At 66.6% G+C, this 22,057-nt stretch carries 16 protein-coding genes; 10 read left to right on the top strand and 6 right to left on the bottom strand.

Annotated elements, in window-relative coordinates; all coding sequences use genetic code 11:
- The first annotated feature begins 141 nt into the window (after positions 1-141).
- The 8 genes from ABNP31_RS17875 (at position 142) to ABNP31_RS17840 (ending at position 9,983) form a co-directional block, all read left to right on the top strand.
- The gene (locus ABNP31_RS17875; RefSeq protein WP_075045864.1) at positions 142-2,973 is read left to right on the top strand and encodes a xanthine dehydrogenase family protein molybdopterin-binding subunit; all 2,832 of its coding nucleotides are present in this window, start codon (positions 142-144) and stop codon (positions 2,971-2,973) included.
- Positions 2,966-3,502 carry a (2Fe-2S)-binding protein gene (locus tag ABNP31_RS17870; protein WP_013973477.1) on the top strand — a complete coding sequence of 179 codons (537 nt, stop codon included), beginning with the start codon at positions 2,966-2,968 and terminating at the stop codon, positions 3,500-3,502. Before ABNP31_RS17875 ends, ABNP31_RS17870 begins: the two co-directional genes overlap by 8 nt.
- Positions 3,503-3,504: 2 nt before the next feature.
- On the top strand, positions 3,505-4,716 hold the full coding sequence (locus tag ABNP31_RS17865) for a cytochrome c (RefSeq protein ID WP_350012610.1): 1,212 nt from the start codon (positions 3,505-3,507) through the stop codon (positions 4,714-4,716).
- Between the two features lie 3 nt (positions 4,717-4,719).
- The gene (locus ABNP31_RS17860) at positions 4,720-5,691 is read left to right on the top strand and encodes an XdhC family protein (protein WP_350012609.1); all 972 of its coding nucleotides are present in this window, start codon (positions 4,720-4,722) and stop codon (positions 5,689-5,691) included.
- On the top strand, positions 5,688-6,251 hold the full coding sequence (locus ABNP31_RS17855) for a nucleotidyltransferase family protein (protein WP_238066658.1): 564 nt from the start codon (positions 5,688-5,690) through the stop codon (positions 6,249-6,251). The genes ABNP31_RS17860 and ABNP31_RS17855 overlap by 4 nt, the downstream gene beginning before the upstream one ends.
- 120 nt (positions 6,252-6,371) lie before the next feature.
- Positions 6,372-7,055 (top strand): response regulator, encoded by a 684-nt coding sequence (locus tag ABNP31_RS17850; RefSeq protein WP_025339994.1) that lies wholly within the window; start codon positions 6,372-6,374, stop codon positions 7,053-7,055.
- Entirely contained in the window at positions 7,052-8,374 is a 1,323-nt protein-coding gene (locus tag ABNP31_RS17845; RefSeq protein WP_350012608.1) for an ATP-binding protein, read from the top strand. Before ABNP31_RS17850 ends, ABNP31_RS17845 begins: the two co-directional genes overlap by 4 nt.
- Before the next feature lie 217 nt (positions 8,375-8,591).
- Positions 8,592-9,983 carry an aspartate aminotransferase family protein gene (locus tag ABNP31_RS17840; protein ID WP_085664034.1) on the top strand — a complete coding sequence of 464 codons (1,392 nt, stop codon included), beginning with the start codon at positions 8,592-8,594 and terminating at the stop codon, positions 9,981-9,983.
- A 141-nt stretch (positions 9,984-10,124) separates the two neighbouring features.
- On the opposite strand, the gene ABNP31_RS17835 is transcribed toward ABNP31_RS17840, so the two are convergent.
- Positions 10,125-11,246 carry a cupin-like domain-containing protein gene (locus ABNP31_RS17835; protein WP_350012607.1) on the bottom strand — a complete coding sequence of 374 codons (1,122 nt, stop codon included), beginning with the start codon at positions 11,244-11,246 and terminating at the stop codon, positions 10,125-10,127.
- Between the two features lie 142 nt (positions 11,247-11,388).
- Between ABNP31_RS17835 and ABNP31_RS17830 the strand changes: the two genes are divergently transcribed.
- A complete protein-coding gene (locus tag ABNP31_RS17830; protein ID WP_238066656.1) occupies positions 11,389-12,354 on the top strand; it encodes an alpha/beta hydrolase in 966 nt (321 codons plus the stop codon).
- 142 nt (positions 12,355-12,496) lie between these two features.
- Here the strand turns inward: ABNP31_RS17830 and ABNP31_RS17825 are convergent, their stop codons facing one another.
- Both ABNP31_RS17825 and pvdM read right to left on the bottom strand, forming a co-directional pair.
- The gene (locus tag ABNP31_RS17825) at positions 12,497-13,783 is read right to left on the bottom strand and encodes an aminotransferase class V-fold PLP-dependent enzyme (protein ID WP_350012606.1); all 1,287 of its coding nucleotides are present in this window, start codon (positions 13,781-13,783) and stop codon (positions 12,497-12,499) included.
- A 17-nt stretch (positions 13,784-13,800) separates the two neighbouring features.
- The gene (gene pvdM / locus ABNP31_RS17820; protein ID WP_085664038.1) at positions 13,801-15,147 is read right to left on the bottom strand and encodes a pyoverdine-tailoring dipeptidase-like protein PvdM; all 1,347 of its coding nucleotides are present in this window, start codon (positions 15,145-15,147) and stop codon (positions 13,801-13,803) included.
- Positions 15,148-15,494: 347 nt separating this feature from the next.
- Here pvdM and pvdP point away from each other — a divergent pair, with 347 nt between their 5' ends.
- Positions 15,495-17,114, top strand: coding sequence for a pyoverdine maturation tyrosinase PvdP (gene pvdP / locus ABNP31_RS17815; protein WP_085664039.1), 1,620 nt, complete (start codon positions 15,495-15,497; stop codon positions 17,112-17,114).
- 125 nt (positions 17,115-17,239) lie between these two features.
- On the opposite strand, the gene ABNP31_RS17810 is transcribed toward pvdP, so the two are convergent.
- The 3 genes from ABNP31_RS17810 to ABNP31_RS17800 are packed head-to-tail and all read right to left on the bottom strand — an operon-like array spanning position 17,240 to position 21,784.
- Positions 17,240-18,643, bottom strand: coding sequence for an efflux transporter outer membrane subunit (locus tag ABNP31_RS17810; RefSeq protein ID WP_350012605.1), 1,404 nt, complete (start codon positions 18,641-18,643; stop codon positions 17,240-17,242).
- Positions 18,644-18,646: 3 nt separating this feature from the next.
- On the bottom strand, positions 18,647-20,611 hold the full coding sequence (locus tag ABNP31_RS17805; protein WP_350012604.1) for a MacB family efflux pump subunit: 1,965 nt from the start codon (positions 20,609-20,611) through the stop codon (positions 18,647-18,649).
- Complete coding sequence (locus ABNP31_RS17800) at positions 20,612-21,784, bottom strand: efflux RND transporter periplasmic adaptor subunit (protein WP_137164467.1); 1,173 nt, start codon at positions 21,782-21,784, stop codon at positions 20,612-20,614.
- Positions 21,785-22,057: the final 273 nt, after the last annotated feature.

Below are 22,057 nucleotides of genomic sequence, written 5' to 3'. Positions count from 1 at the left end.
CCCAGGCTTGTCGCGACATATTGTCGACTTGACTTTGCCTGCGCCAACACAATTGCTGTAAAGTTGACGTACAGGTCAGCTTTTCAGGCTAGTACCAGAATCAAAAAAAGGGCAGTCCCCCTGCTGCCCAGAGGATCAAGCATGTCCAACCGTGATATTTCCCGGCGCGCCTTCCTGCAAGGCGGCCTGATCGCTGGTGTCGGCGTGACCATGGCGCCGCTTGGCAGCCAGGCATTCGCCGCGCTGATGGAGGAACGCGTCACCACCTCGCCGCAGAAGTGGATGAACCATGACGGCAAGGCGCGTTTCCGTAACGATGCCTTGTCCAAGGTGTGCGGCGACAAGGTGTTCGCCCGCGACATCCGTGCCAAGGACATGCCCGGCTGGCCCGCGCAGCAGGGGCATGCGCTGCTGCTCAAGGCGACCAAGGCCGACCGTATCTATGCCGGCCATGACCTCAGCCTGCTTGGCGCCGACCTGCAGCCGGACCGCATCGTCACCGCGGCCGACCTGGAAAAGGACGGCATCGCCTGGCCCGAGGCCCACTCGCCCGACCCGCTGCTGCCGCCCGGCAAGGTGCCGATGTTCATCGGCCACCCGGTGGCGATCCTGATCTGGCACGACTTCGAGCGCTTCCGTCAGGCCAAGCGCAAGCTGCAGTTCAACGACCAGGCGATCCGCTATGGCGCCCAGGCGCCGCTGTACCAGCGCGACCCCTACGGCAGCTTCCGCTTCGTGCGCGTGGGCGGTGCCACGCCGTTCGACGACGATGAATTTTCCAGCCTGAAGAATTCCATGCTGTTCCCCACCATCCTCAACCGCAAGCCGGTGTGGTCGAAGCAGCCCAACCAGCATGGCGACCTGACCGAGCAGGGCCTGTTCTACGCCAAGCGCATGGCCGAGCAGCTGGACAACCCACCCGAGGACTGGCTGGTGTTCGACGAGCGCTACAAGACGCCGTCCATCGAGCCGGCCGCCTTGGAGCCGGACAACGGCAACGGCTGGTACGACCCGGCCAGCGGCACGCTGCACTTCGTGGTCGCGACCCAGTGCCCGTTCGAAGTGGCGCAGGAATGCGTGCACATGATCAAGCCGTCGCGCTTCGCCCTGAACACGCTGAACATGCACCCGGGCTATACCGTGGGCTACGGCTCGAAAGACAACAACATCTTCGTCTTCTACGCCGCCGTGGCCGCGCTGTATGGCGCCGGTGTGCCGATCCGCCTGGCCAACGACCGCTACGAGCAGTTCCAGAGCGGCATCAAGCGCCATGCCTTCGATATCCGCTACCAGTTGGCGGTGGACAAGAAGGACAACAGCTTCAAGATCTTCCGCGCCGACATGAGCTGCGACGGCGGCGGGCGTATCAACTACAGCCCGTCGGTGGCAGCGGTGGGGGCCACGGCGGCGCAGTCGATCTACTACATGCCGCAGAACGACCTGTCGGTCACTGCCTATCATTCCCGTGGCGTCGAGGCCGGCTCCATGCGCGGCTACGGCACCCTGCAGACCATGGCCGCCACCGAAATGATGGTGGATGAGATCGCCGGGCGCCTGGGCGTCGATGCCATCGACCTGCGCCGCGCCAACGCGCTGAAGTCGGGCATGAAGAACACCCAGGGCGCGGTCCCGGCCGGCGCCCTGCGCCTGTACGAGATTCTCGACAAGGCCGCCGTGCACGACTGGTGGCGCAACCGCGACGCGCGCAAGCAGCAGATGGACGCCAAGGACCCGGACCACTGGTATGGCGTGGGCTTTGCCATCTGCCAGAAAGACTTCGGCACCGGCTCCGAAGCCCCCATGGCCAGCATCGAATTCAGCCGCGATGGGCGCATCAGCCTGCGCCACATCGGCACCGAGCTGGGTACCGGCATGTCCACCTCCCAGGCCCTGGTGGTCAGCGATTTCCTTGGCCGCTCGGCCGACGAGGTGAAGACCGCGGTCACCGAATGGCCGGAGCTGCAGCTGACCACCAGCGGCAACCCGTACCTGATCAGCCAGCCCGAGCAGGACGCCGCGCTGCGCAACCCGCGCTGGGTCGGCAAGCTTGCTTCGCCGTCGTCGGCGACCAACTCGGCCTTCTACTTCAGCCATGCCACTCGCGAAGCAGCACGCGTGCTGTTCAACCACGGTCTGTGGCCGGCGGCCATGGCCATCTGGCGCCAGGGCCCGTACGGCGGCCAGGCCAACCCGCTGGTGGTGCGCCGCGAGAATGCGGTATGGGTCAACGGCGAGCTGACCGGCAACGGCCTGTCACCGATCCCGTTCGCCCAGCTGGCACAAAAGGCCCATGACATGGGCCTGGTCACCGGCGTCAGCGTGCACGGTTTCAACCGCTGGAGCTGGGCCGAGGCCGACTTCGTCATCGACGGCGTGCGCGAGCGCTTCCCGCTCGACGCGGTGGCGGTGAAGTACGGCGATGGCGCGGTGAACGCCAAGAAGGCGCAGATGAGCAGCCACGGCTACCACCTGCTCGACCGGCAGAACGCCGCTTACCCCGACACCCAGCTGAACAACGCCATGGTCACCTACTACAGCCCGGTGGCGACCATTGTCGAAGTCAAGGTGAACAAGGGCACTCACGAAGTGCAGGTGCTCAACCACCACAGCTGGGTCGAGTGCGGCCGGGTGCTGGTGCCGGAACTGGTCAAGGGCCAGCTCGAAGGCGGTATCGCCATGGGCATCGGCCATGCCTTGACCGAAGAAATGCCGTTGTACGAGGGCGGGCCCGGGGAGGGCGACTGGAACTTCAACCGCTACCGCCTGCCGCACGCGCGCGACGTGGCGGTGTGGCAGCAGACCAGCGAAATCCTCCCGCCGCTGTCACCGACCGACCCGTCCAAGGGCATCGCCGAAGTGGTGATGATCCCGGTCGTCGGTGCCATCGGCAATGCCGTCGCGCATGCCATCGGCAAGCGCGTTCGCGATCTCCCCATCACCCCAGCCCGTATCAAGGAGGCCCTCAATGGCTAACCGTCCACTGCAACTGACCCTCAACGGTCAACCGGTCGGCCCGGTCGAGGTCCCCGACGACCTGGCGATGATCGACTACCTGCACGAACACCAGAACCTCACCGGCTCGCGCCTGGGCTGCGGCCAGGGCATCTGCCACGCCTGCGTGGTGATCGTCGACAACCCCGACGGCACCAGCGAGGAGGTGCGCACCTGCATTACCGGCGCGCATTACTTCGAGGGCAAGAAGGTCCGCACCATCGAGGGCCATGCCAAACAGGACGAGGCCGGCAACCTCACGCTGAACCCGATCCAGCAGAAGTTCGTCGACCTGTTCGCCTTCCAGTGCAGCTACTGCGCGCCGGGCTTCGTCAATGCCGCCACGGTGCTGGTGGAAACCGCCCAGCGCCAGCCGTTGAAGAAGAGCGAGGTGGAAGACCGCATCGAGGCGAGCCTGGGCCACCACATCTGCCGTTGCACCGGCTACGTGCGTTACTACGACGCCACCCGCACGGTGCTCAACGACCTCGGCCTGGTCAAGGAGGGTTGAGCATGGGTCTTGTTCGTAGCGCACTGGCGCTGGCTCTCGGCCTTGCCATTACCTCGTTTGCCCAGGCAGCCGACCAGGCGCAGGTCAAGCGCGGTGAATACCTGGCCCGCGCGGCCGACTGCATGGCCTGCCACACCGCCGAAGGCGGCGCGCCGTACGCCGGCGGCCTGCCGATCCATTCGCCGTTCGGCACCATTTACGGCAGCAACATCACCCCGGACAAGCAGTACGGCATCGGCAACTACAGCGCCGACGAATTCTTCGCGGCGGTAACCGAGGGCAAGCGCAAGGACGGCGCCAACCTCTACCCGGCGATGCCGTACACCTCGTACCACCTGATCAAGCGCGAAGATTCGGACGCGATCCTCGCCTACCTGATGACCGTGCCGCCAATCAATCGCCCGGCACCGCAGACTGCGTTGCGCTTTCCGTTCAACGTGCGCCAGGGGCTGAGCGGCTGGAACATGTTGTACGGTAAAAGCGTGCAACTGCAGCCGACCGAGGGCAAAAGCCCGGCCTGGCAGCGTGGGCAGTACATGGTCGAAGTCATGGGCCATTGCGGCGAGTGCCATACCCCGCGCAACCCGATCGGTGCGTTGCAGCAGGACCAGCGCCTGAGCGGCGGCCTGCTGGGTGGCTACCTGGCCCCGAGCCTGCTGGCCCAGGACCTGGCCGAGCGCGGCTGGACCCAGCCGGACCTGACCACTTTCCTCAAGCACGGCATCAGTGCCCAGGGCAGCATGTTCAACGAAATGTTCCCGGTGGTGCACCACAGCACCCAGCACCTGGAGGATGCCGACCTGGCGGCCATGGCCACCTACCTGCTGGGCGACCAGCCACCGCCGGCCAAGGCCATCCAGGCGGTGGCACTGGAGCAGATGAGCGACAGCGCCAGGCGCGGCCGCCAGCAATACCTGAATGTCTGCGCCGGCTGCCACGGGGTGGACGGCGAGGGCAAGCCGCACATCGCCGTGGCTATGCGCGGCAACACGGTGCTGCGCCAGGCCGACTCGCGCAACCTGGTCAAGGTGGTCCTCGAAGGCATCCGTGAGCAGCAGTTCACCGGCTTCGAGCGCATGCAGCCGATGCCGGGCTTTGCCGACAAGCTCGATGACCAGCAGGTGGCGGATATGGTCAACTACCTGCGCCAGGCCTGGGGTGGATTGCCCGGTGACCTGAGCGTACAGCAGCTCGCCGAGCTGAAGGCGGAGTAAAGGGTGCAGCATCTCGATCTACAGGTGGTCCGCCAGGCGTTGCAGTGGTCGTGCGGTGGCCAGCGGGTGTGGTTGTGCACGGTGCTCGCCACCTATGGCTCGGCGCCCCGTGCGCCGGGCTCGCTGCTGGCGGTGAACGCCAGCGGGCAGTGGCTGGGTTCGCTGTCCGGTGGCTGCGTCGAAGACGACTTTCTCGAGCGCGTGGGCCGGGGGGAGTTTCCCGAGCCAGTGGCCATCGTGCGTTATGGCGATGGCAGCGACTCGCGTTCGAGCATCCGCCTGCCGTGTGGCGGCGTGCTGGAAGTGCTGGTGGAGAACCTGCCGGCCGAATGCGAGGTGCAGGCGCACCTGCGTGAGCTGGAAAGCGCATTGCAGGGCCAGCGCCGCGTGCTGCGTGAAGTGAGCCTGCCCGAGGGCAGGCGCCTGCTTGCCGATGACCACAGCCAGGGGCCGCGTGTGCAGCGTGAAAGTGCTTGTGTACGCTTGCGTGTGGGTGCCGCCCAGCGTCTGCTGTTGGCCGGGTACTCCAGCGTCGCGCATTTCTGTGCCGAGTTCGGCAAGGGCATGGGCTTCGAAGTCATCCTTTGCGAGCCCCGTGACGAAGTGCTCGACGGCGTGCGGCTGGATGGCATCGAAGTGCGCCACGAGCTGCCGTCAGAGTTCATCGCCCATGGCGGTTGCCATGCCGACACTGCGGTGGTGGCGCTGACCCACGACCCGAAGATCGATGACCTGGCGATGCTCGAAGCGGTGCGCACCGAGGCGTTCTATATCGGTGTGATGGGCTCCCGGGTGACCTCCGACAAGCGCCGCGAACGCCTGCGGCGGATCGGTGGCCTGGGCGAGGTCGAACTGGGCCGCATCCACGCCCCGATCGGCCTCAACCTGGGCAGCAAGACCCCGGCCGAGATCGCTTTGGCGGTGCTGGCCGACATTCTGCGGGTGCGCAACGGCATCGAGCGGGGCGCGCTGTGAGCGTGGTTGCGCTGGTGCTGGCGGCAGGCCGCGGCACGCGTTTCGGTTCAGACAAGCGCCGGGCGACCTTGGCTGATGGTCGCAGCCTGCTGGCGCATAGTGTGGAACGGGCCCAAGCGGTGTTCGATGATGTGCGCGTGGTGTTGCGCGCGGGCGAGTGGAGCGAGGATTTTGCCTTGCCTGCCGATTGCCGGGTTATCGCCAGCCCGGATGCGGCGTCGGGGATGGGGCATAGCCTGGCTGCCGGCGCCAGGTCGTTGGGTGACAGCCAGGCGCAGGCGGTGGCGATCTTGCTGGGTGATATGCCTTGGATCGAGTCGGTAACCTTGCGTCGGTTGGCCGAGGCGGCCACCGCCTCGACCATCGTGTTGCCGCGCAATGCGGGGCAGCAGGGGCACCCGGTGGTCTTCGGCCGCGACTTCTGGCCGGCGCTGGGGCAGCTTGCCGGGGATGAAGGAGCCCGGTCGGTGGTGCAAGCGCATCGGGATTGTTGCGTGGTGGTTGAAGTGGAGGATGCTGGGGTGTTGCTGGATGTAGATACGCCGCAGGGGTTGATTTAGGCCCTGGTGTTCGCCATCGCACCCAAGACGAACACCCCAATCCACCCCACAAAAGGTCCATAATCCCCCCTTAATCTGCCCAAGGTGCAATGCCAGCCACACCATTCCGGGAGCCCCGCCATGCACGTTCTGCTCTGTGAGGACGACGACCTGATCGCCGCCGGCATCTGCGCCGGCCTTACCGCCCAGGGCCTGACCGTGGACCGTGTGGGCAACGCCGCCGATGCACGGGCGATGCTGCAGGCCGCGCAGTTCGACGTGATGATCCTCGACCTTGGCCTGCCCGACGAAGACGGCCTGAAGCTGTTGCGCCGCCTGCGCGAGAAAGGCGAGACGCTGCCAGTGCTGGTGCTCACTGCCCGTGATGCGGTCACCGACCGGGTCGATGGCCTGCAGGCCGGTGCCGACGATTACCTGCTCAAGCCGTTCGACCTGCGCGAGCTGGCTGCTCGCCTGCACACCCTGCTGCGGCGGGTGGCCGGGCGGGCGGTGAATGTGATCGAACACGGCCCGCTGCGCTACGACCCGAGCAGCTGCGAGGCAACCCTGGCCGGCCAGCCGGTAGACCTGTCCCGGCGTGAACAGGCATTGCTCCAGGCGCTGCTGCAGAACCCCGGGCGGGTGCTGTCCGGCGAGCAGCTCAAAGACTGCGTGTACGGCTTCAGCGACGAAGTCGAGAGCAATGCCCTGAACGTGCATATCCACCATCTGCGGCGCAAACTGGGCAACGGCATCGTCGAGACCGTGCGCGGTCTGGGCTACCGCCTTGGCCCGGCGCAGGCGCCGGAGGAGGCCGCATCATGAGCCTGCGGGTACGCCTGAGCCTGATCCTGGGCAGCGCCTTCGTGATCATCTGGGCGCTGGCCGCCGCGTGGATGCTGCGCGACCTGCGCCAGCAGATGATGTTCTCCCTCGACCAGCGCCTGGTGGCTTCGGCGCGCATGGTTGCCGGGCTGATCGACCAGCTGCCGCAGCCGCTGACCGCCAAGGGTGGGGAGGCGCATTTTTCCGCCGACCAGTTCAGCGTGCCGGACGGCATGGCCTGCCAGGTCAGCTCGCTGCGTGGCGAGATTCTCGCCAGCAACCACAAGCATGATGGCGTCATGGACGATGAACGCAGCGGTTTCCGTAACCAGACCATCGACGACGCGCTGTGGCGCACCTTCACCTACAACCATGGCGATGTGCGAATCACCACCGCCGACCGGCACATGGAGCGCGAGGCGCTGAACCAGTCGATCCTGCTGGCAGCCTCGGCGCCGGTGCTGATGGCCCTGCTTGGCAGCCTGGGGTTGTTGTGGATCGGCCTGGGCAAGGGCCTGGAGCCGCTCAACCGCATGCGCGATGCCCTGCGCCGCCGGCGCGCGGACAGCGTCGAGCCGCTGCAGGTGGCGGGCATGCCCAGCGAACTGCAACCGTTGCTGGAAACCCAGAACCAGCTGTTCCTGCGTATTGCCCAGACCATCGAGCGTGAGCGGCGCCTGACCGACGATGCCGCGCATGAACTGCGCAGCCCGCTGACGGCGATCAAGACCCACCTGCAGGTAGCGCGGATGACCGATGGCGCCGTGCGTGAGCAGGCGCTGGAACATGCCGAGCAGGGCGCCGACCGCATGCACCGCACGCTGGAGCAGTTGTTGATGCTGGCGCGGGTGGAGGGCAGCCTGTCGTTCGAGGATGGCGTGCAGTGCAGCGCCGAGCAGGTGGCCCGGCAGGCGGTGCAGGATGCCGGCGGCGGTGACAACCGGCGCATCGTGCTGCGCTTGCCTGAAGCCGCTACGCAGATCTACCTGGGCATGCCTGCGCCGTTGGCGGTGGCGGCGCTGCGCAACCTGCTGGACAACGCCTTGCGCCATGGCGGCGACGAGGCGGTGGAGCTTGAGGTGCAGATGGCTGATGGCCAGGTGGGCTTCATGGTGCGGGACCATGGGCCGGGGATTGCCGAGGCGGACCTGGAACACCTGACCGAGCGCTTCTGGCGTAACGGGCAGAGTGGTGGATGCGGGCTGGGGCTGGCGATCGTGCAGGCGATCGTGCAGCGTTGTGCCGGTAGCCTGAAGTTCGACAGCCGCAGTGATGGGTTGCGGGTGTTGTTGCAAGTGCCGGCGCGCTCGGGGCATTGATTTTTATTGCCTGTGCCGGCCTCTTCGCGGGTAAACCCGCTCCCACAGGTACTGCATCAACCCTGAGATCTGTGCCAATCCTGTGGGAGCGGGTTTACCGGCGAAGAGGCCGGGCCTGCTTTCAAAAATCCCACAGCAACCGCTAAATCCTCCCCGCACTCAAGCGTTCTCCAAGCGACGAACACCCGCACTTTCGCTTGCTTGCGAGGATTCACCCATGTCCACCGCTTCCTGCCTTGCCCAGGTCCCGCCGACCAGCGCGCCGCGTACCTTGTACGAGTTCACCGATTCACCCTTGCTGCAACGCCAGCAACAACAGGAGTCCAACGCCCGCAGCTACCCGCGGCGCATCCCACTGGCACTCAAGCGCGCCCGTGGCATCCATGTGGAGGATGTCGAAGGCCGCCAGTTCATCGACTGCCTGGCCGGCGCCGGCACGCTGGCGCTGGGCCACAACCACCCGGTGGTGGTCGAGGCGATCCAGCGGGTACTGGCCGATGAGCTGCCGTTGCACACCCTGGACCTGACCACGCCGGTCAAGGACCGCTTCGTCCAGGACCTGTTCGGCGTGCTGCCCGAGGCGTTGCGCCGTGAGGCCAAGGTCCAGTTCTGCGGACCGACCGGTACCGATGCGGTGGAAGCCGCGCTGAAACTGGTGCGCAGCGCCACCGGCCGCAGCACCGTGCTGGCCTTCCATGGCGCCTACCATGGCATGAGCCAGGGTGCGCTGAGCCTGATGGGAAGCCATGGCCCGAAGCAGCCGCTGGGTGCCTTGCTGGGCAACGGTGTGCAGTTCATGCCGTACCCCTACGACTACCGTTGCCCGTTCGGCTTGGGCGGCGAAGCCGGGGTCAGGGCCAACCTGCATTACCTGGAAACCCTGCTGCTCGACCCGGAAAGCGGCGTGCCGCTGCCGGCGGCGGTGATCCTCGAGGTGGTGCAGGGCGAGGGCGGGGTGATTCCGGCCGATATCGAGTGGCTCAAGGGGGTACGCCGTATCACCGAGCAGGCCGGCGTGGCGTTGATCGTCGATGAGATCCAGAGCGGTTTCGCCCGTACCGGGCGCATGTTCGCCTTCGAGCATGCCGGCATCATCCCGGACGTGGTCACCCTGTCCAAGGCCATTGGCGGCAGCCTGCCGCTGGCGGTGGTGGTGTACCGCGACTGGCTGGACACCTGGAAACCGGGCGCCCACGCCGGCACTTTCCGTGGTAACCAGATGGCCATGGCGGCGGGTTCGGCGGTGATCGATTACCTGGTCGAGCATCGCCTGGCAGAGCATGCCGAGGCCATGGGCCAGCGCCTGCGCCAGCACCTGCAGCAGTTGCAGCGGGATTATCCGCAGTTGGGTGATATTCGCGGGCGTGGCCTGATGCTTGGGGTGGAGCTGGTGGACCCGCAAGGCCAGCGGGATGCGCTTGGGCATCCGGCGGCCAACCGTGAATTGGCGGCGAAGGTGCAGCGCGAGTGCCTCAAGCGCGGGCTGATCCTGGAACTCGGTGGGCGGCATGGGGCGGTGGTGCGCTTCCTGCCGCCGTTGATCATCAGTGGCGAGCAGATCGATGAGGTCGCGCAGCGCTTTGCCGAGGCGTTGATCGCGGCGGTCTGATCGATTGCCGGGGCCGCTGCGCGGCCCTATCGCCGGCAAGCCGGCTCCCACAGGGACTGCGCCGACCGGAAGGCTTGCGCTGTACCTGTGGGAGCTGGCTTGCCGGCGATAGGGGCGCAAAGCGCCCCTTGCTAATCCCGGCTACCAACCGCGCCCGGAATTCACCCAGAAGTTCACCGACAGCGAGGTGGTCACAGACGCCACCTGGTGGAACCACCCTTCGGGCAGAAACAACAGGTCACCGGCCTGCAGCACCACGCGCAGGAACGGCACCTCGCGCGCCGCCGGGAAGCGCTGGTAATCCGGGGCGTCGGGGTTGAAGTCGCAGCCGTCCAGGCCGCCCTTGGGGCTGGTCGACCAGGTACCCAGGGCCGGGCGATGGTGCGGCGCGGCAAGGATGAACGACTTCTGCCCCCATACCTGTGCGAACAGGTTGTCGGTGTCGTCGCGGTGCAGTGGCGTCAGGGTGCCCTTGGGGCCGATCCAGATGCGCGGCGCAATGAACTTCTCGCGGGCGAAGTACTGCGGGTAGCGAATCAGCGTCAGCAGCTTTTCCGGCACGATGTTGTTGCCCATGTAGGCCGGGGTTTCGCCGGGTTTGGCAGGGGTGTCCAGCGAGGCGATGAAGTCGGCCATGGAAGTTGAACGGAAGTCGCGGTCGGTGGAGAAGGTCTTCTTCACGTAATCGCCGTGCCGGGTGATGCCCTGCAGTTCGGCGAAATGCTCCAGCGAAGCTTCGCGGCCCATGGTGAACAGCGGCCAGTCCTGCAGGGCATCGCTGATGACCACCGGCGTACCGTGCGCCAGGTATTCGCCCTGGAAGCGCGCCAGCGGCATGTCGGCGCGGGCAATGCGTGTCACCTCGCGCTGCACCGGTTGCGCGGCCGACACCCGTTCGCTGAGGCGTGCCGGTGTCGGGTAGCGTTGGTTCATCGACACCTTGGTCGCCGGCGCGCCGCGCCGGGCGTTGCTGATGATCTGCGGCAGCAGGGTGGCCAAACCCATGTTGCCGCTGATCTTCAGGCGGGCGCTGGCGAACAGTTCTTCGACGTTGGCGGTGCCGCCCATGATGCCGAGGAAGTCACGCTCGGCCACCTCGATGGTGACGTCCGGGGCGCTGTGCCGGCCGGCACCGGTGCGGCTGCTGTCGCGCACCTCCGACCAGAAGGCCCGGTCCTGGCCGAAGACGAACTGGAAAACGCCTTCGATGCCGACGGCATGGGCGTTGGCGAACAGTTTGCTGAGGATGCTCTGAAGGTCCACGGTATGCCTCTGGCGGTCTTTCGTTGTGCTGGGATAACGAGTGCCTGCACCAACGATTTAGCCGTGTGGGCGGGTAATTTTTCGGTGTGCTGCTACGTCCCGTAGGGAGGCTCGAGTCACATTGTTCACCCAAGGAACCCACATGGCATTGCACCCTGATCTGGCGGCATTTCTGGAACTGGTCGAATTTGGCCGGCTGACGGGCAGGAGCCTGCCCATGCACGCGATGGACGTGGCCCAGGCCCGTGCCGAGTTCGAAGGCAGCTCGCAGATACTCGACCCGAGCCCGCCCGGCAACGTCACGGCCAGCGAGTTGCAGATTACCGCGCGCGATGGTGCCCGCCTGGCTGCTCGTCTGTACCGCCAGGGCGATGCTGGTGCTGCCTTGCAGCCAGTGATCCTGTACCTGCATGGCGGCGGCTATGTGGTCGGCAGCCTCGATTCGCATGACTCGGTGTGCCGTCGCCTGGCGGCCCTGGGCGAGTTCGCGGTGCTGGCGGCGGACTACCGGCTGGCACCGGAGCAGCAGTTCCCGAAAGCCCTCCACGATGTGCTGGACGCCGCCAACTGGCTGGCTGAGCAGGCGGCGTCGCTGGGCCTGGACAACCGCCGGGTGGTGCTGGCAGGGGACAGTGTGGGCGCCAGCCTGGCGGCGGTGCTGGCCATTACGGCGGTGGAGCAGCCGGAGGCGCTGGCGTTCAAGCCGCTGGCACAGTTGCTGTTCTACCCGGTGACCGATATCTCCTGCTGGCGTGAGTCCCATCGCGAGCATGCCGAGGGTTACCTGCTGGAGACGCCTACGCTGGATTGGTTCTACCAGCATTATGTGCCGCAGTGCGAGCAGCGCCTGGACTGGCGGGTGTCGCCGTTGCTGTCGACGCTGCGCGAGCCATTGGCGCCGGCTTGCCTGTTCGTGGCCGAGTATGACCCGTTGCATGATGAGGGCATGGCCTATCGTGACTGGCTGGTGGCGGGTGGGACGGCGGTGACCTTTGCCCGGGTGGAGGGGTTGACCCATGACTTCTTGCGCATGTCGGGGATCGTGGGGCAGGTGGAGGGGATTTACCGGGATGTCGGGGAGTGGTTGAAGCGGGTCATTGGCCGGTGATGGGCCGAAATTGCCGGGGGCGCTGCGCGCCCCTTTCGCGACACAAGGCCGCTCCTACAGTAGACCGCGTCTATTCGAGCTTGGCGCTGTACCTGTAGGAGCGGCCTTGTGTCGCGATGGGCCGCACAGCGGCCCCAGGGCCTCACCCGCGAAGGTGCTTCTTCAATACATCGACCAGTCGCTCGATCTCCGCCTCGGTATTCAACAGCCCAGGCGCCGTCCGCACCACCGGCCCGACATCCCGCGAAACCGCATCGACCACGATGCGCTGGCTGTTGAGATACCGGGCCACCTCGTCAGCATCCTGCCCCGTGACCCGGAAGAAGGTGAACCCCGCCGAATACTGCGTGCTGCGCGGTGTCACCAGCTCGACCCCCGGCAGCGCCTCAAGCCGCTGCCTGAGATAGCCATTAAGCCCATGAATCCGCGCCTGCACCGCCGCCTTGCCCAACTGCAGGTGCAGCTCGAACGCCTTGCCCAATGCCCAGCGGTGCTCGAACGCGTGGTAACCCCCGGGCGTCATCACCGTGGCAAAATCCTCGTTCTCGGAAAACGTGGCAATGCTCGGGTTCAGCTGCTTCAGTTCGGTGGACGCCGCGCAGATGATCCCGGTACCCCGCGGCCCGAACATCCACTTGTGCGTGCCGGCGATGAAGTAGTCGCAGTTGAGATCGGCAAAGCGCATGTCTTCGACGCCGAAGCCATGCACACCGTCGATCACGTAGATGATCTGGTCCTGCTCGTCACGCTGGCGATTGACCTCGCGCACCAGCGCGCCGATCTCGCCCACGGGCAGTTTCACGCCACTGCCCGAGTGCACCCAGGTCATGCCCAGTACCCGTGTTTTCGGCCCGATGGCCGTCGCGATGGTGGCCAGTACCTGGTCGCTGTTGACCTTGGCGGGGTCGTCGAACAGGCGCAACCGGTGCACCGGTGTGCCATCGCGCGTGGTGCGAAAGCCCATGGTATGGCGGGCGGCCGAATGCTCGTGCACGGTGGTGAGAATTTCCTGCCCCGGGGCAATCTTCAGCCCGCCATAGATCAGCCCCAGGCCTTCGGTGGTGCTGCCGGTCAGGGCGATTTGCCGGGGCGTCACTTCGAGGTAGCGGGCTGCCCATTCACGCACGGCGGCTTCGTGCTTCCATTCCGACTGGCTGTCCCAGTCGACCATGCGGGCCGGGTGGCGGTCGAAGCGGGCACGCAGCGCCTCGATGGCTTCGCGCACGGGCCGTGGGTGCGAGGTGATCAGGAAGTTGGCAAAGTGCGCGTAGGCCGGGTCCAGCTCGAACAGGTTGCGAAACCCGGCCCAGTCGCTGGCGGTGGCAGGCTGCGCAGCTGCCGCTCGGGCGGCAGGCAGCAGTGGGCCTGTGAGGGGCAGGGCGGCCGCAAGCAGGCCGGCCTGCTTGAGAAAGGTGCGACGATCGTTCATCAAATGGCTCGCAAGGGTCAGGGGGATGAGGTGGCGACAGGTTGCGCGGCGCGCTGCACCTGCTCCCACACCCGCAGGAAGTTGCCGCCCCAGAGCTTGGCGATATCCGCTTCGGAGTAGCCGCGGCTGATCAGTTCGGCGGTGACGTTGCGTGCTTCACTGGCGTTCTGCCAACCGTCGATGCCGCCGCCTTCGTTGAAGTCCGAACTCAGGCCGACATGGTCGATGCCGACCTTGCGCACGGTGTAGTCGATGGCGTCGCCATAGTCCTTGAGCGTGGCCGGCGGTTCCTCCTCGAGAATGCCGTACAGCGCGTTGGCGTACTGGCCGACCTTCTGCTCGGGCCAGCCGGCGATCACCGGGTCACCGGGCATCAGTGCGTAGTCGAGGTTGGCCAGTGGCGGCAGGTCGTAGCGGGCGCGCAGGGCGTTGAGTTTGTCCTGGGTCTTGCTGCTCAAGGGCTTGAGGTAGGTGGAGAAGGCCACCAGCTGGACCACGCCGCCGCTGTCCTTGATTAGCTGCAGCTCCTTGTCGGAGAGGTTGCGCCTGATGTCGACCATCGCCCGCGGCGCCGAGTGCGAGGCCACCACCGGCGCGCGGCTGAGGGCGACGGCCTGGGCCAGCGCCTTGCTGGACATTTGCGACACATCGATGATCACGCCCAGGTCGTTCAGCCGCTGCACGGCGCGCTTGCCGACCGGCGACAGGCCGTCCAGGGCATCGGCGGTGTCATTGAAGAACGGCAGCGGGCGCGAAGAGTCGGCCCAACTGTTGTTGCCCACGTAGCTGAAGCCGAACATGCGCACGCCGCGCGCGGCCCAGCGGTCGAGCTGGTCGATGTCATCGCCCAGCGCATAGGCGTTGAGCATGCTGAGGAACACCGCGAACTTGCCTTCACCGTGCAGGCGCCGCATGTCTTGCGGGGTATAGGCAATACCCACCTGCTGCGGGAAGTCGCGGACCATGGCGGTGATGGCGTTGTAGCGCACCTCCTGGGTGTGGCGGGCGGCTTCGACGAAGCCTGGGGTAGGGCGGTGCGGGCCACCGTCACCGGTCCAGGACTCTGGCCAGGCGAAGATGGTCAGGGCCGCGCCAGACAAACGCCCGCGTGCGGCTTTGGCCAGGTCGAAGCGGCCGCCGCCATCCTTGTCGGCCTCGCTGCCTTCGGTGCCGAAGGTCAGCGGCAGGGTGACATGGCTGTCGAACGAGATGATGCGTTCCTGCAGGTCGTTGGCCTGGCGGGTCACCTCCCTGGGATAGCCGGCGGGTGTGGCGAAGTAGTGCCAGGCGGCAAACCCGGCGCCAGCGGCAACCGCCGCGGCCAGGCTGATAAACAGGGCTTTCTTCCAGCGTGGAGTCGTCATCTTGGTCTCAGTAGGTTCACCGTCGAGGGATGGGCACAGAGGCCGCCGCTACCTGCAGTGAACGAGCTCGCAGCCGAGAAATTTAGCCGCTATCAGGTCGCTGGCGCAGGGCCCTGTAGGAGCGGCCTTGTGTCGCGATAGGGGTGCGCAGCGCCCCCAGGATCTTCGCACCTCTGCAAAATTGCCGGGGCCGCCTTGCGGCCCTTTCGCGACACAAGGCCGCTCCTACATTGACCGAGTTGCCTTCAAGGTTTGGGGGTGGCAAGCCGCTAAATTTCGCCTGCCGTGCAACGTTCTAGCCTTGGACGGGCCGTGCTCCATGGCCGCAATGAATGCACAGGTATGCAATGACGATTTCCCGACGCGGTTTCATCGCCGGTGTGGCATTGACGGGGGTGGTGGTGCCCGGTGCGCTGGGGGCGCTGTATGTGCAGCGCCAGCGTGCCGCCGAGGAATTCCCGGAAACCCCTGGCGAGGCCGTGGTCGAGTTGGCCGATACCCGCCTGCAGCAGTTGGGCGATACCCTGCGCGGCATCTGGCGCTGGACCCTGCAAGGCAAGGATGCGGGCCTGGACGGCCTGCCCACGGGTGAACTGGAGCTGTTCCTGGATGTGGCAACCAGCGGGCGCGCCCTGCGCGGCTACCTGGATACCCCCGAGCGCCTGCGTGGGCAGGAGGAACCGCGCTACCGCGTGGTAGGCGACCTGTTGGCGGACAAGCCGGGCACCCTGCGCTGGCGCCTGTTTTCGGCCCAGGCCCGCTATGAATGCCATATCGTGCTCGACGAGGTATGGGGCCGCTTCGGCAACGCCGGGCCGGCCACCCTCAACGGGCGCATTGCACGCCTGGACCGCGCGCTGACATTGCCCGTGGAGGACAACCAGTTCCTGGCCTTGAAGCGCACCTTCCCCGAGGCGCGCGAGCGTATCCCGCTGAACCCGCAACTGCTGGCCTGGCTGACCGCCCCGGAGCATCGCCTGTTCCACCAGCTGTGGCACTCGTCGCGGGACAAATGGCACAAACTGGGCAAGGACAAGCAGGGCGCCCTGCGTGGCCTGGGCTGGCAGCCCGGGCCGCGTGATCGCGAGCGTGACGCGCGGGGCCGGCACAAGGACCGCAACGGCTCGGGCGAAGACTTTTTCTTCATGCACCGGCACATGCTTGGCAGGGCGCGTGCCTTGCAGGACCTGCCGTCATGGACGCGCTTCCCGCTGCCGCAGCCGGAACTGGAGCGCGACCGGGCCGGATTCGCCCGCTACTTCGACAACCATGACGGCAATGCCCTGCCGCCCACCTGGCTGGCCAGCGGTGATGCGGATTACACCCAGTGGGTGCGCGACATCAAGACGCCGGATACCTTCCATGGCAACTTCCTGGTCTGGGAGTCGCGCTACACCGACCCGGAGTACCTGAGCACCTTGACCCTGGGCCAGTTCGGTTCGGAAGTGGAGCTGGGCCTGCACGACTGGCTGCACATGCGCTGGGCATCGGTGCCGCGCGACCCCTCCAACGGCATGCCGGTGCCGACGGCGCGCACGCCGGATGATTTTGCCGACCGCTGGTTCGCCGAACAGAACGATTTTCTCGGTGACCCGTTTTCATCCCATGTGAACCCGGTGTTCTGGCACTTTCATGGCTGGATCGACGACCGCATCGAGGACTGGTTCCACGCTCATGAGCGGCTGCACCCGGGCGAGGTGCGGCGCCTGGAAGTCAATGGCGTGCCATGGTTTGCGCCAGGGCGCTGGGTGGAGGTGGCCGACCCGTGGCTGGGGCCGGATACCCATGGCTGCTCGACGGTGCCGGGTTTGCGGCCCGGGCGCAGTGTAGAGATGGACCCGGAGACCATGAAGCTGGCCTTGCGCATCATCTACAGCGATGACGACCTGCTCGACAAGCTGCGGCCCAAGGTACCGCAGCGGCCGTGGTATGCGCGCAACATGAAGGTGGCGCAGCGCTCGCGTTGATTGGGGGCGCTCTGCGCCCCTTTCGCGACACAAGGCCGCTCCCACATGACGGCGCATGGCTTGAACCTGTGGGAGCGGCCTTGCGTCGCGATGGGCTGCGCAGCAGCCCCGGAAGGCAACGCGGTTTACTGCCCGACCTGCCACCCACCCCCCAATGCCTTGTACAACGCCACGCTACCCTGCAACCGGGCCAGGCGCAGTTGTGCCTGCTGGTCCTGCGCCACATACAAGGTGCGCTGGGTCTCCAGCACGCTCAACAGCGTCTCCGCTCCCGCGCCATAACGCTGCTGCGCCAGGTCGAACGCCAGCCGCGCCTGCGCCACCTCTTCATCCTGCCACTGCCGCTGGCGGTCCACGCCCTGGATCGCATTGAGCGCTTTCTCGACATCGGCAAAAGCGGCCAGGATGCTGCTGCGGTAGGTCTCCAGCAACTCCATCTGTTCAGCCTCGGCCAGTTCACGCGCGGCACGCAGCCGGCCATTGTTGAAGATCGGCGCGACCAGGCCGCTGGTGAGGGTGTAGTAGGAGCTGTCGAACAAATGGGCAAAGGTATTGGCGCCAGCTCCCAGGTTGGCCCCGAGGGTGAGCTTGGGCAGCATGGCGGCGCGGGCGACCTGCACGTTGGCGCTGGCAGCGGCCAGTCGTGCTTCCGCCGCGGCAATGTCCGGGCGGCGGGTGAGCAGCTCGCTGGGCACGCCGCTGCCAATGGTGGGCCATTGCAGGGTGTTGATCGCGTCCTGGCTGGTGGGTAGCGACTGCACCGGGTCGCCGAGCAGGGTCGCCAGGGTGACCCGGCTGTCTTGCCACTTCTGTTCCAGTAACGGCAGCTGGCGTTGCTGCGCGGCCACCAGGCTGCGCTGCTGGGCCAGTTCCAGGCGCGTGGCGGACCCGCTGCGCTGGCGTGCCTCGACCAGGCCCAGCACGTCCTGGGCATTGCGCAGGTTGAGGCGGGCAATGCGCAACTGTTCCTGCAAAGCCAGGCCCTGCAGGTAACTGTCGGCTACCGCGCTGACCAGGGTCAGCGCCACGGTCTGGCGGTCGAAGCGGCTGGCATCCAGGCTGCGCAGGGCGCTGTCACGGGTCGCCCGCAGGCCGCCCCAGAAGTCGATTTCATAGCTGGCGCTGAGCTGCATGTCGAACGAGGTGCTGGTGGGCTCGCTGCGGCTGACATCCAGTTGGTCATAGCCGTCACCGTGCAGCAGGCGTTGGCGGCTGCCGTCCAGGCCCAGCTTCAGCTCCGGCAACAGCGGCGCGCCGGCAATGACCGCGCGGGCCTGGGCCTGGCGTACCCGCGCAGTGGCGGCAGCCAGGTCATGGGCATTGTGCAGGGCGTGCTGTACCAGGCGGTCGAGCTCGCTGCTGGCGAAGGCTTGCCACCACTGTGTCGTTGGCAGTTGTACTGAGGGTGATGCGGCCTCGCCTTGCCAGGCGGATGGCGCGGCGATGCCGCTGGCGGGTGTTGGCGGCGTGCTGCAGGCGGCGAGGCATACGCATAAGGTCAACAGGCTGATGCGGCTGGGCAGAGTCATGGGTTATTCGCTGGTAAGGGCTTTGACCGGGTCGAGGCGGGCGGCCTTGCGCGCTGGCATGAAGCCGAACACGGTGCCGGTGACGACGGCGCAGGCGAAGGCGCCGAGCATGGCGGGCAGGGCAAAGGCCACCGCCACTTCGGCCAGAATCAGGCCGCCACCGATGGCCAGGGCCAGGACGATGCCGGCCAGGCCGCCGACCATCGACAGCATCACCGCCTCGCTGAGGAATTGCCGCAGGATGTCGCGCTGGCGCGCACCAGTGGCCATGCGGATGCCGATTTCACGGGTGCGCTCGCGCACCGTCATCAACATGATGTTCATCACGCCGATGCCGCCCACCAGCAGCGAGATCGCGGCGATCGCCCCCAGCATCAGCGACAGGCTGTTCTGCGTGCGCGCCTCGGCCTGGATCAGCGCCGCGTCATTGGTCAGCTCGAAGTCCTGGCGGCCGTTGTGGCGCTGGCGCAGCAGCTTGTCGATGGCCGCTTCGGCCTCGTTGACCCGCGTGGAGTCCAGGGCGGCAACGGCGATGTAGTCCGGGTCGCGCTGGCCGAACAGGCGGATGGCTGCGGCGGAGTAGGGCACCACGATGCGCCCGTCGCTGTCCTGGTCGCCAGAGCTGGCGCCCTTGCCGGCCAGGATGCCGACCACCTGGAACGGCACATTGCCGATCAGCAGGTACTGCCCCAGAGGGTCGCGCCCAGGGTCGAGCATCTTTTCCCGCACTTTCTGGCCGATCACCGCCACCGCGGCAGCGTTGGCTTCATCGGCATCGGTGTAGAAGCTGCCTTGCACCGCCGGCCAGTTGAAAATCTCGGGGAACCCGGTGTTGTTGCCACCCACATAGAACCGCTGGCTGTTGTTGCCGTGGCGCACCATCATCTTTTCGCCGATCACCGGCATCACGTGCTTGACCTGCGGCAGTTGGCCGATGGCAGCGACATCGTCGAGGGTGATGGTGCCGGCCTGCTCGCCCAGGCTCGCCGGCTTGCCGTTGAGGTAGAGGATGTTCGAGCCGAAGGCTGCCATCTGCGCCATGACCTGGCGCTTGCTGCCTTCGCCCACTGCCAGCATCACCACCACCGAGGCCACGCCGATGACGATGCCCAGCAGGGTCAGGGCGGTGCGGAAGCGGTTGACCCACATCACCCGCCAGGCCGCCTGCAGGGCTTCGAGCAATTCGCCTTTCCACGCCCCGTGCAAGGTCGCGCCACGGTCCAGGCGCTGGCGCAGCTGGTCGGCCTGCAGCCCGCGGCCGTTGTCGACCGTGGGCTTTTCGGCGGCCGAATCGCTGATGATCAGGCCGTCGCGAATTTCGATCACGCGCTGCGCCCGCGCCGCGACGTTGCGGTCATGGGTGATCAGGATGATCACGTGGCCCTGGCTGGCCAGCTCGTCGAGCAACGCCATCACTTCGGTGCCGCTGTGGCTGTCGAGGGCGCCGGTGGGTTCGTCGGCGAGGATGATATGGCCGCCATTCATCAACGCCCGGGCAATCGACACCCGTTGTTGCTGGCCGCCAGACAACTGGTGCGGGCGGTTGCCGGTGCGGCTGGCCAGGCCCAGGCGACCGAGCAGGGCGCTGGCACGGGCGTGGCGTTCGCTGGCGGCAAGGCCGGCATAGATGGCCGGCATTTCGACGTTTTCCTGGGCCGAGCCCGAGGGGATCAGGTGGTAGCCCTGGAACACGAAGCCGAACGCCTCGCGGCGCAGCCAGGCCAGTTCGTCGCTGCCCAGTTCGGCCACATCCTTTCCGGCGAAGCGGTAGCTGCCGGAAGTGGGGCGGTCGAGGCAGCCGAGGATATTCATCAAGGTCGACTTGCCGGAGCCGGAGGCGCCGACGATGGCGACGAACTCGCCGGGATGGATGCGCAAGCTGATGCCATGGAGGATATCGACCTTGGGCGTTTCGACGCCGCCGTAGGATTTACGGATGTCGACCAGCTCGATCAGGGGTGTGCTCATTCAACCTCCGCTGACGCCAGGGGCGCCGATCACCAGGCGTTCGCCTTCGTTGAGGCCGTCCAGCACCTGCACGCGCAGGCGGTCGCTGAGGCCGGTGCGTACCTGGCGCTGTTCCACCTTGCCGTCGCGGGTCAGCACATGCGCCAGGCGCAGGCCATCGCCGTCGTCCAGCGCGGCCAGTGGTACGGTCAGCACCTGGCTGGCTTTGCCTGCGACAAAGAACACCTGCGTGGTCATCTCGGCCATCAGCGCGCCGTCCGGGTTGTCGACATCCAGCAGCACGCTGTACTGCACCACCTGGCTGCCGGCACTGCCATTGCTGACGCTGGCCGGGCTGCCGCCACCCTGGCTGGCCTGCTCCAGGGGCTTGGGCGGGATCGGCAGCACTTGCCGCACGGTGCTGGTCCAGCGGCGCTTGCCGCCGGCCAGGGTGGTGAAGTAGGCGGTCATGCCCGGGGTGACCTTGCCGATGTCGGCCTCCGACACCTGGGCCCACACGGTCATCGGCGAGAGCTTGGCGATGCGCAGGATCAACGGGGTTTGCTGTTGGGCATTGAGGGTTTGCCCCTCACGGGCATCCACCGCCACTACCGTGCCGTCCATCGGCGCGTAGATGCGCGTGTAGCCCAGCTCGGCCTCGTCGCTGCGCAGGCTGGCCTGGGCCTGGCGGATCTGCGCCTGGAACATGTCGATGCGCGCCTGGGTGACCTTCAGCTGTGCGGCGGCCGTTTGTACGTCTTCGTCGCGGGTGGCACCGGCAGCGGCCAGGTCCCGTTGGCGTTTGAGCTGCTGCCGGGCCAGTTGGAACTGCGCGCGTTGTTCGGCCAGCTGGGCCTTGAGGTTGTCGATCGAGTAGCGGCCGGCATCCAGCCGGGCCTGCTGGGTCGAAGGGTCGATCTCGACCAGCAACTGGCCTTTGCGCACCGTGTCGCCGACCTCCACATGCAGGGTGTGGATCTGCCCCGACGCCTGGGCACCGACGTCCACGTAGCGCCTTGGTTGCAGGGTGCCCAGTGCGGTGACGCTGCTTTCGATGTCGGCGCGGGTCACTGCGACCGTGCTGAGCGGCTGTGCGCCGTAGGGCAGGGCCTTCCAGGCCAGCAGGCAGCCCAGGCCGAGCAGGCCCAGGCTGCTGAGCAGGAGCCGGCGACGGGTGTTGGTTAAAGGTCTCATGCAGACATCCAGCCGAGGGGGTGCCAGATAGACGAAAGCGGCAGAAGGGGATTTAGCGCAGTGAGTTTGGCGCGGTCTGTGTAGGAGCGGCCTTGTGTCGCGAAAGGGGTGCGAAGCGCCCCCAGGATCTTCGCATCACTGCAGATTGCCGGGGCCGCTTTGCGGCCCTTTCGCGACACAAGGCCACTCCTACAGACGGGCGCATACACTTGGGGTGGTGGCGGTGTTGCTCCATGCACCTTGTTGCTGAGAATAATTATAATTTGTAAGATC

Origin of the sequence: Pseudomonas asiatica, from assembly GCF_040214835.1 — a bacterium.
GTDB classification, from domain to species: Bacteria; Pseudomonadota; Gammaproteobacteria; order Pseudomonadales; family Pseudomonadaceae; genus Aquipseudomonas; species Aquipseudomonas putida_Z.
The sequence above is the reverse complement of the archived record's forward strand: the minus strand, read 5'-3'. Positions and strand labels throughout refer to the sequence as shown.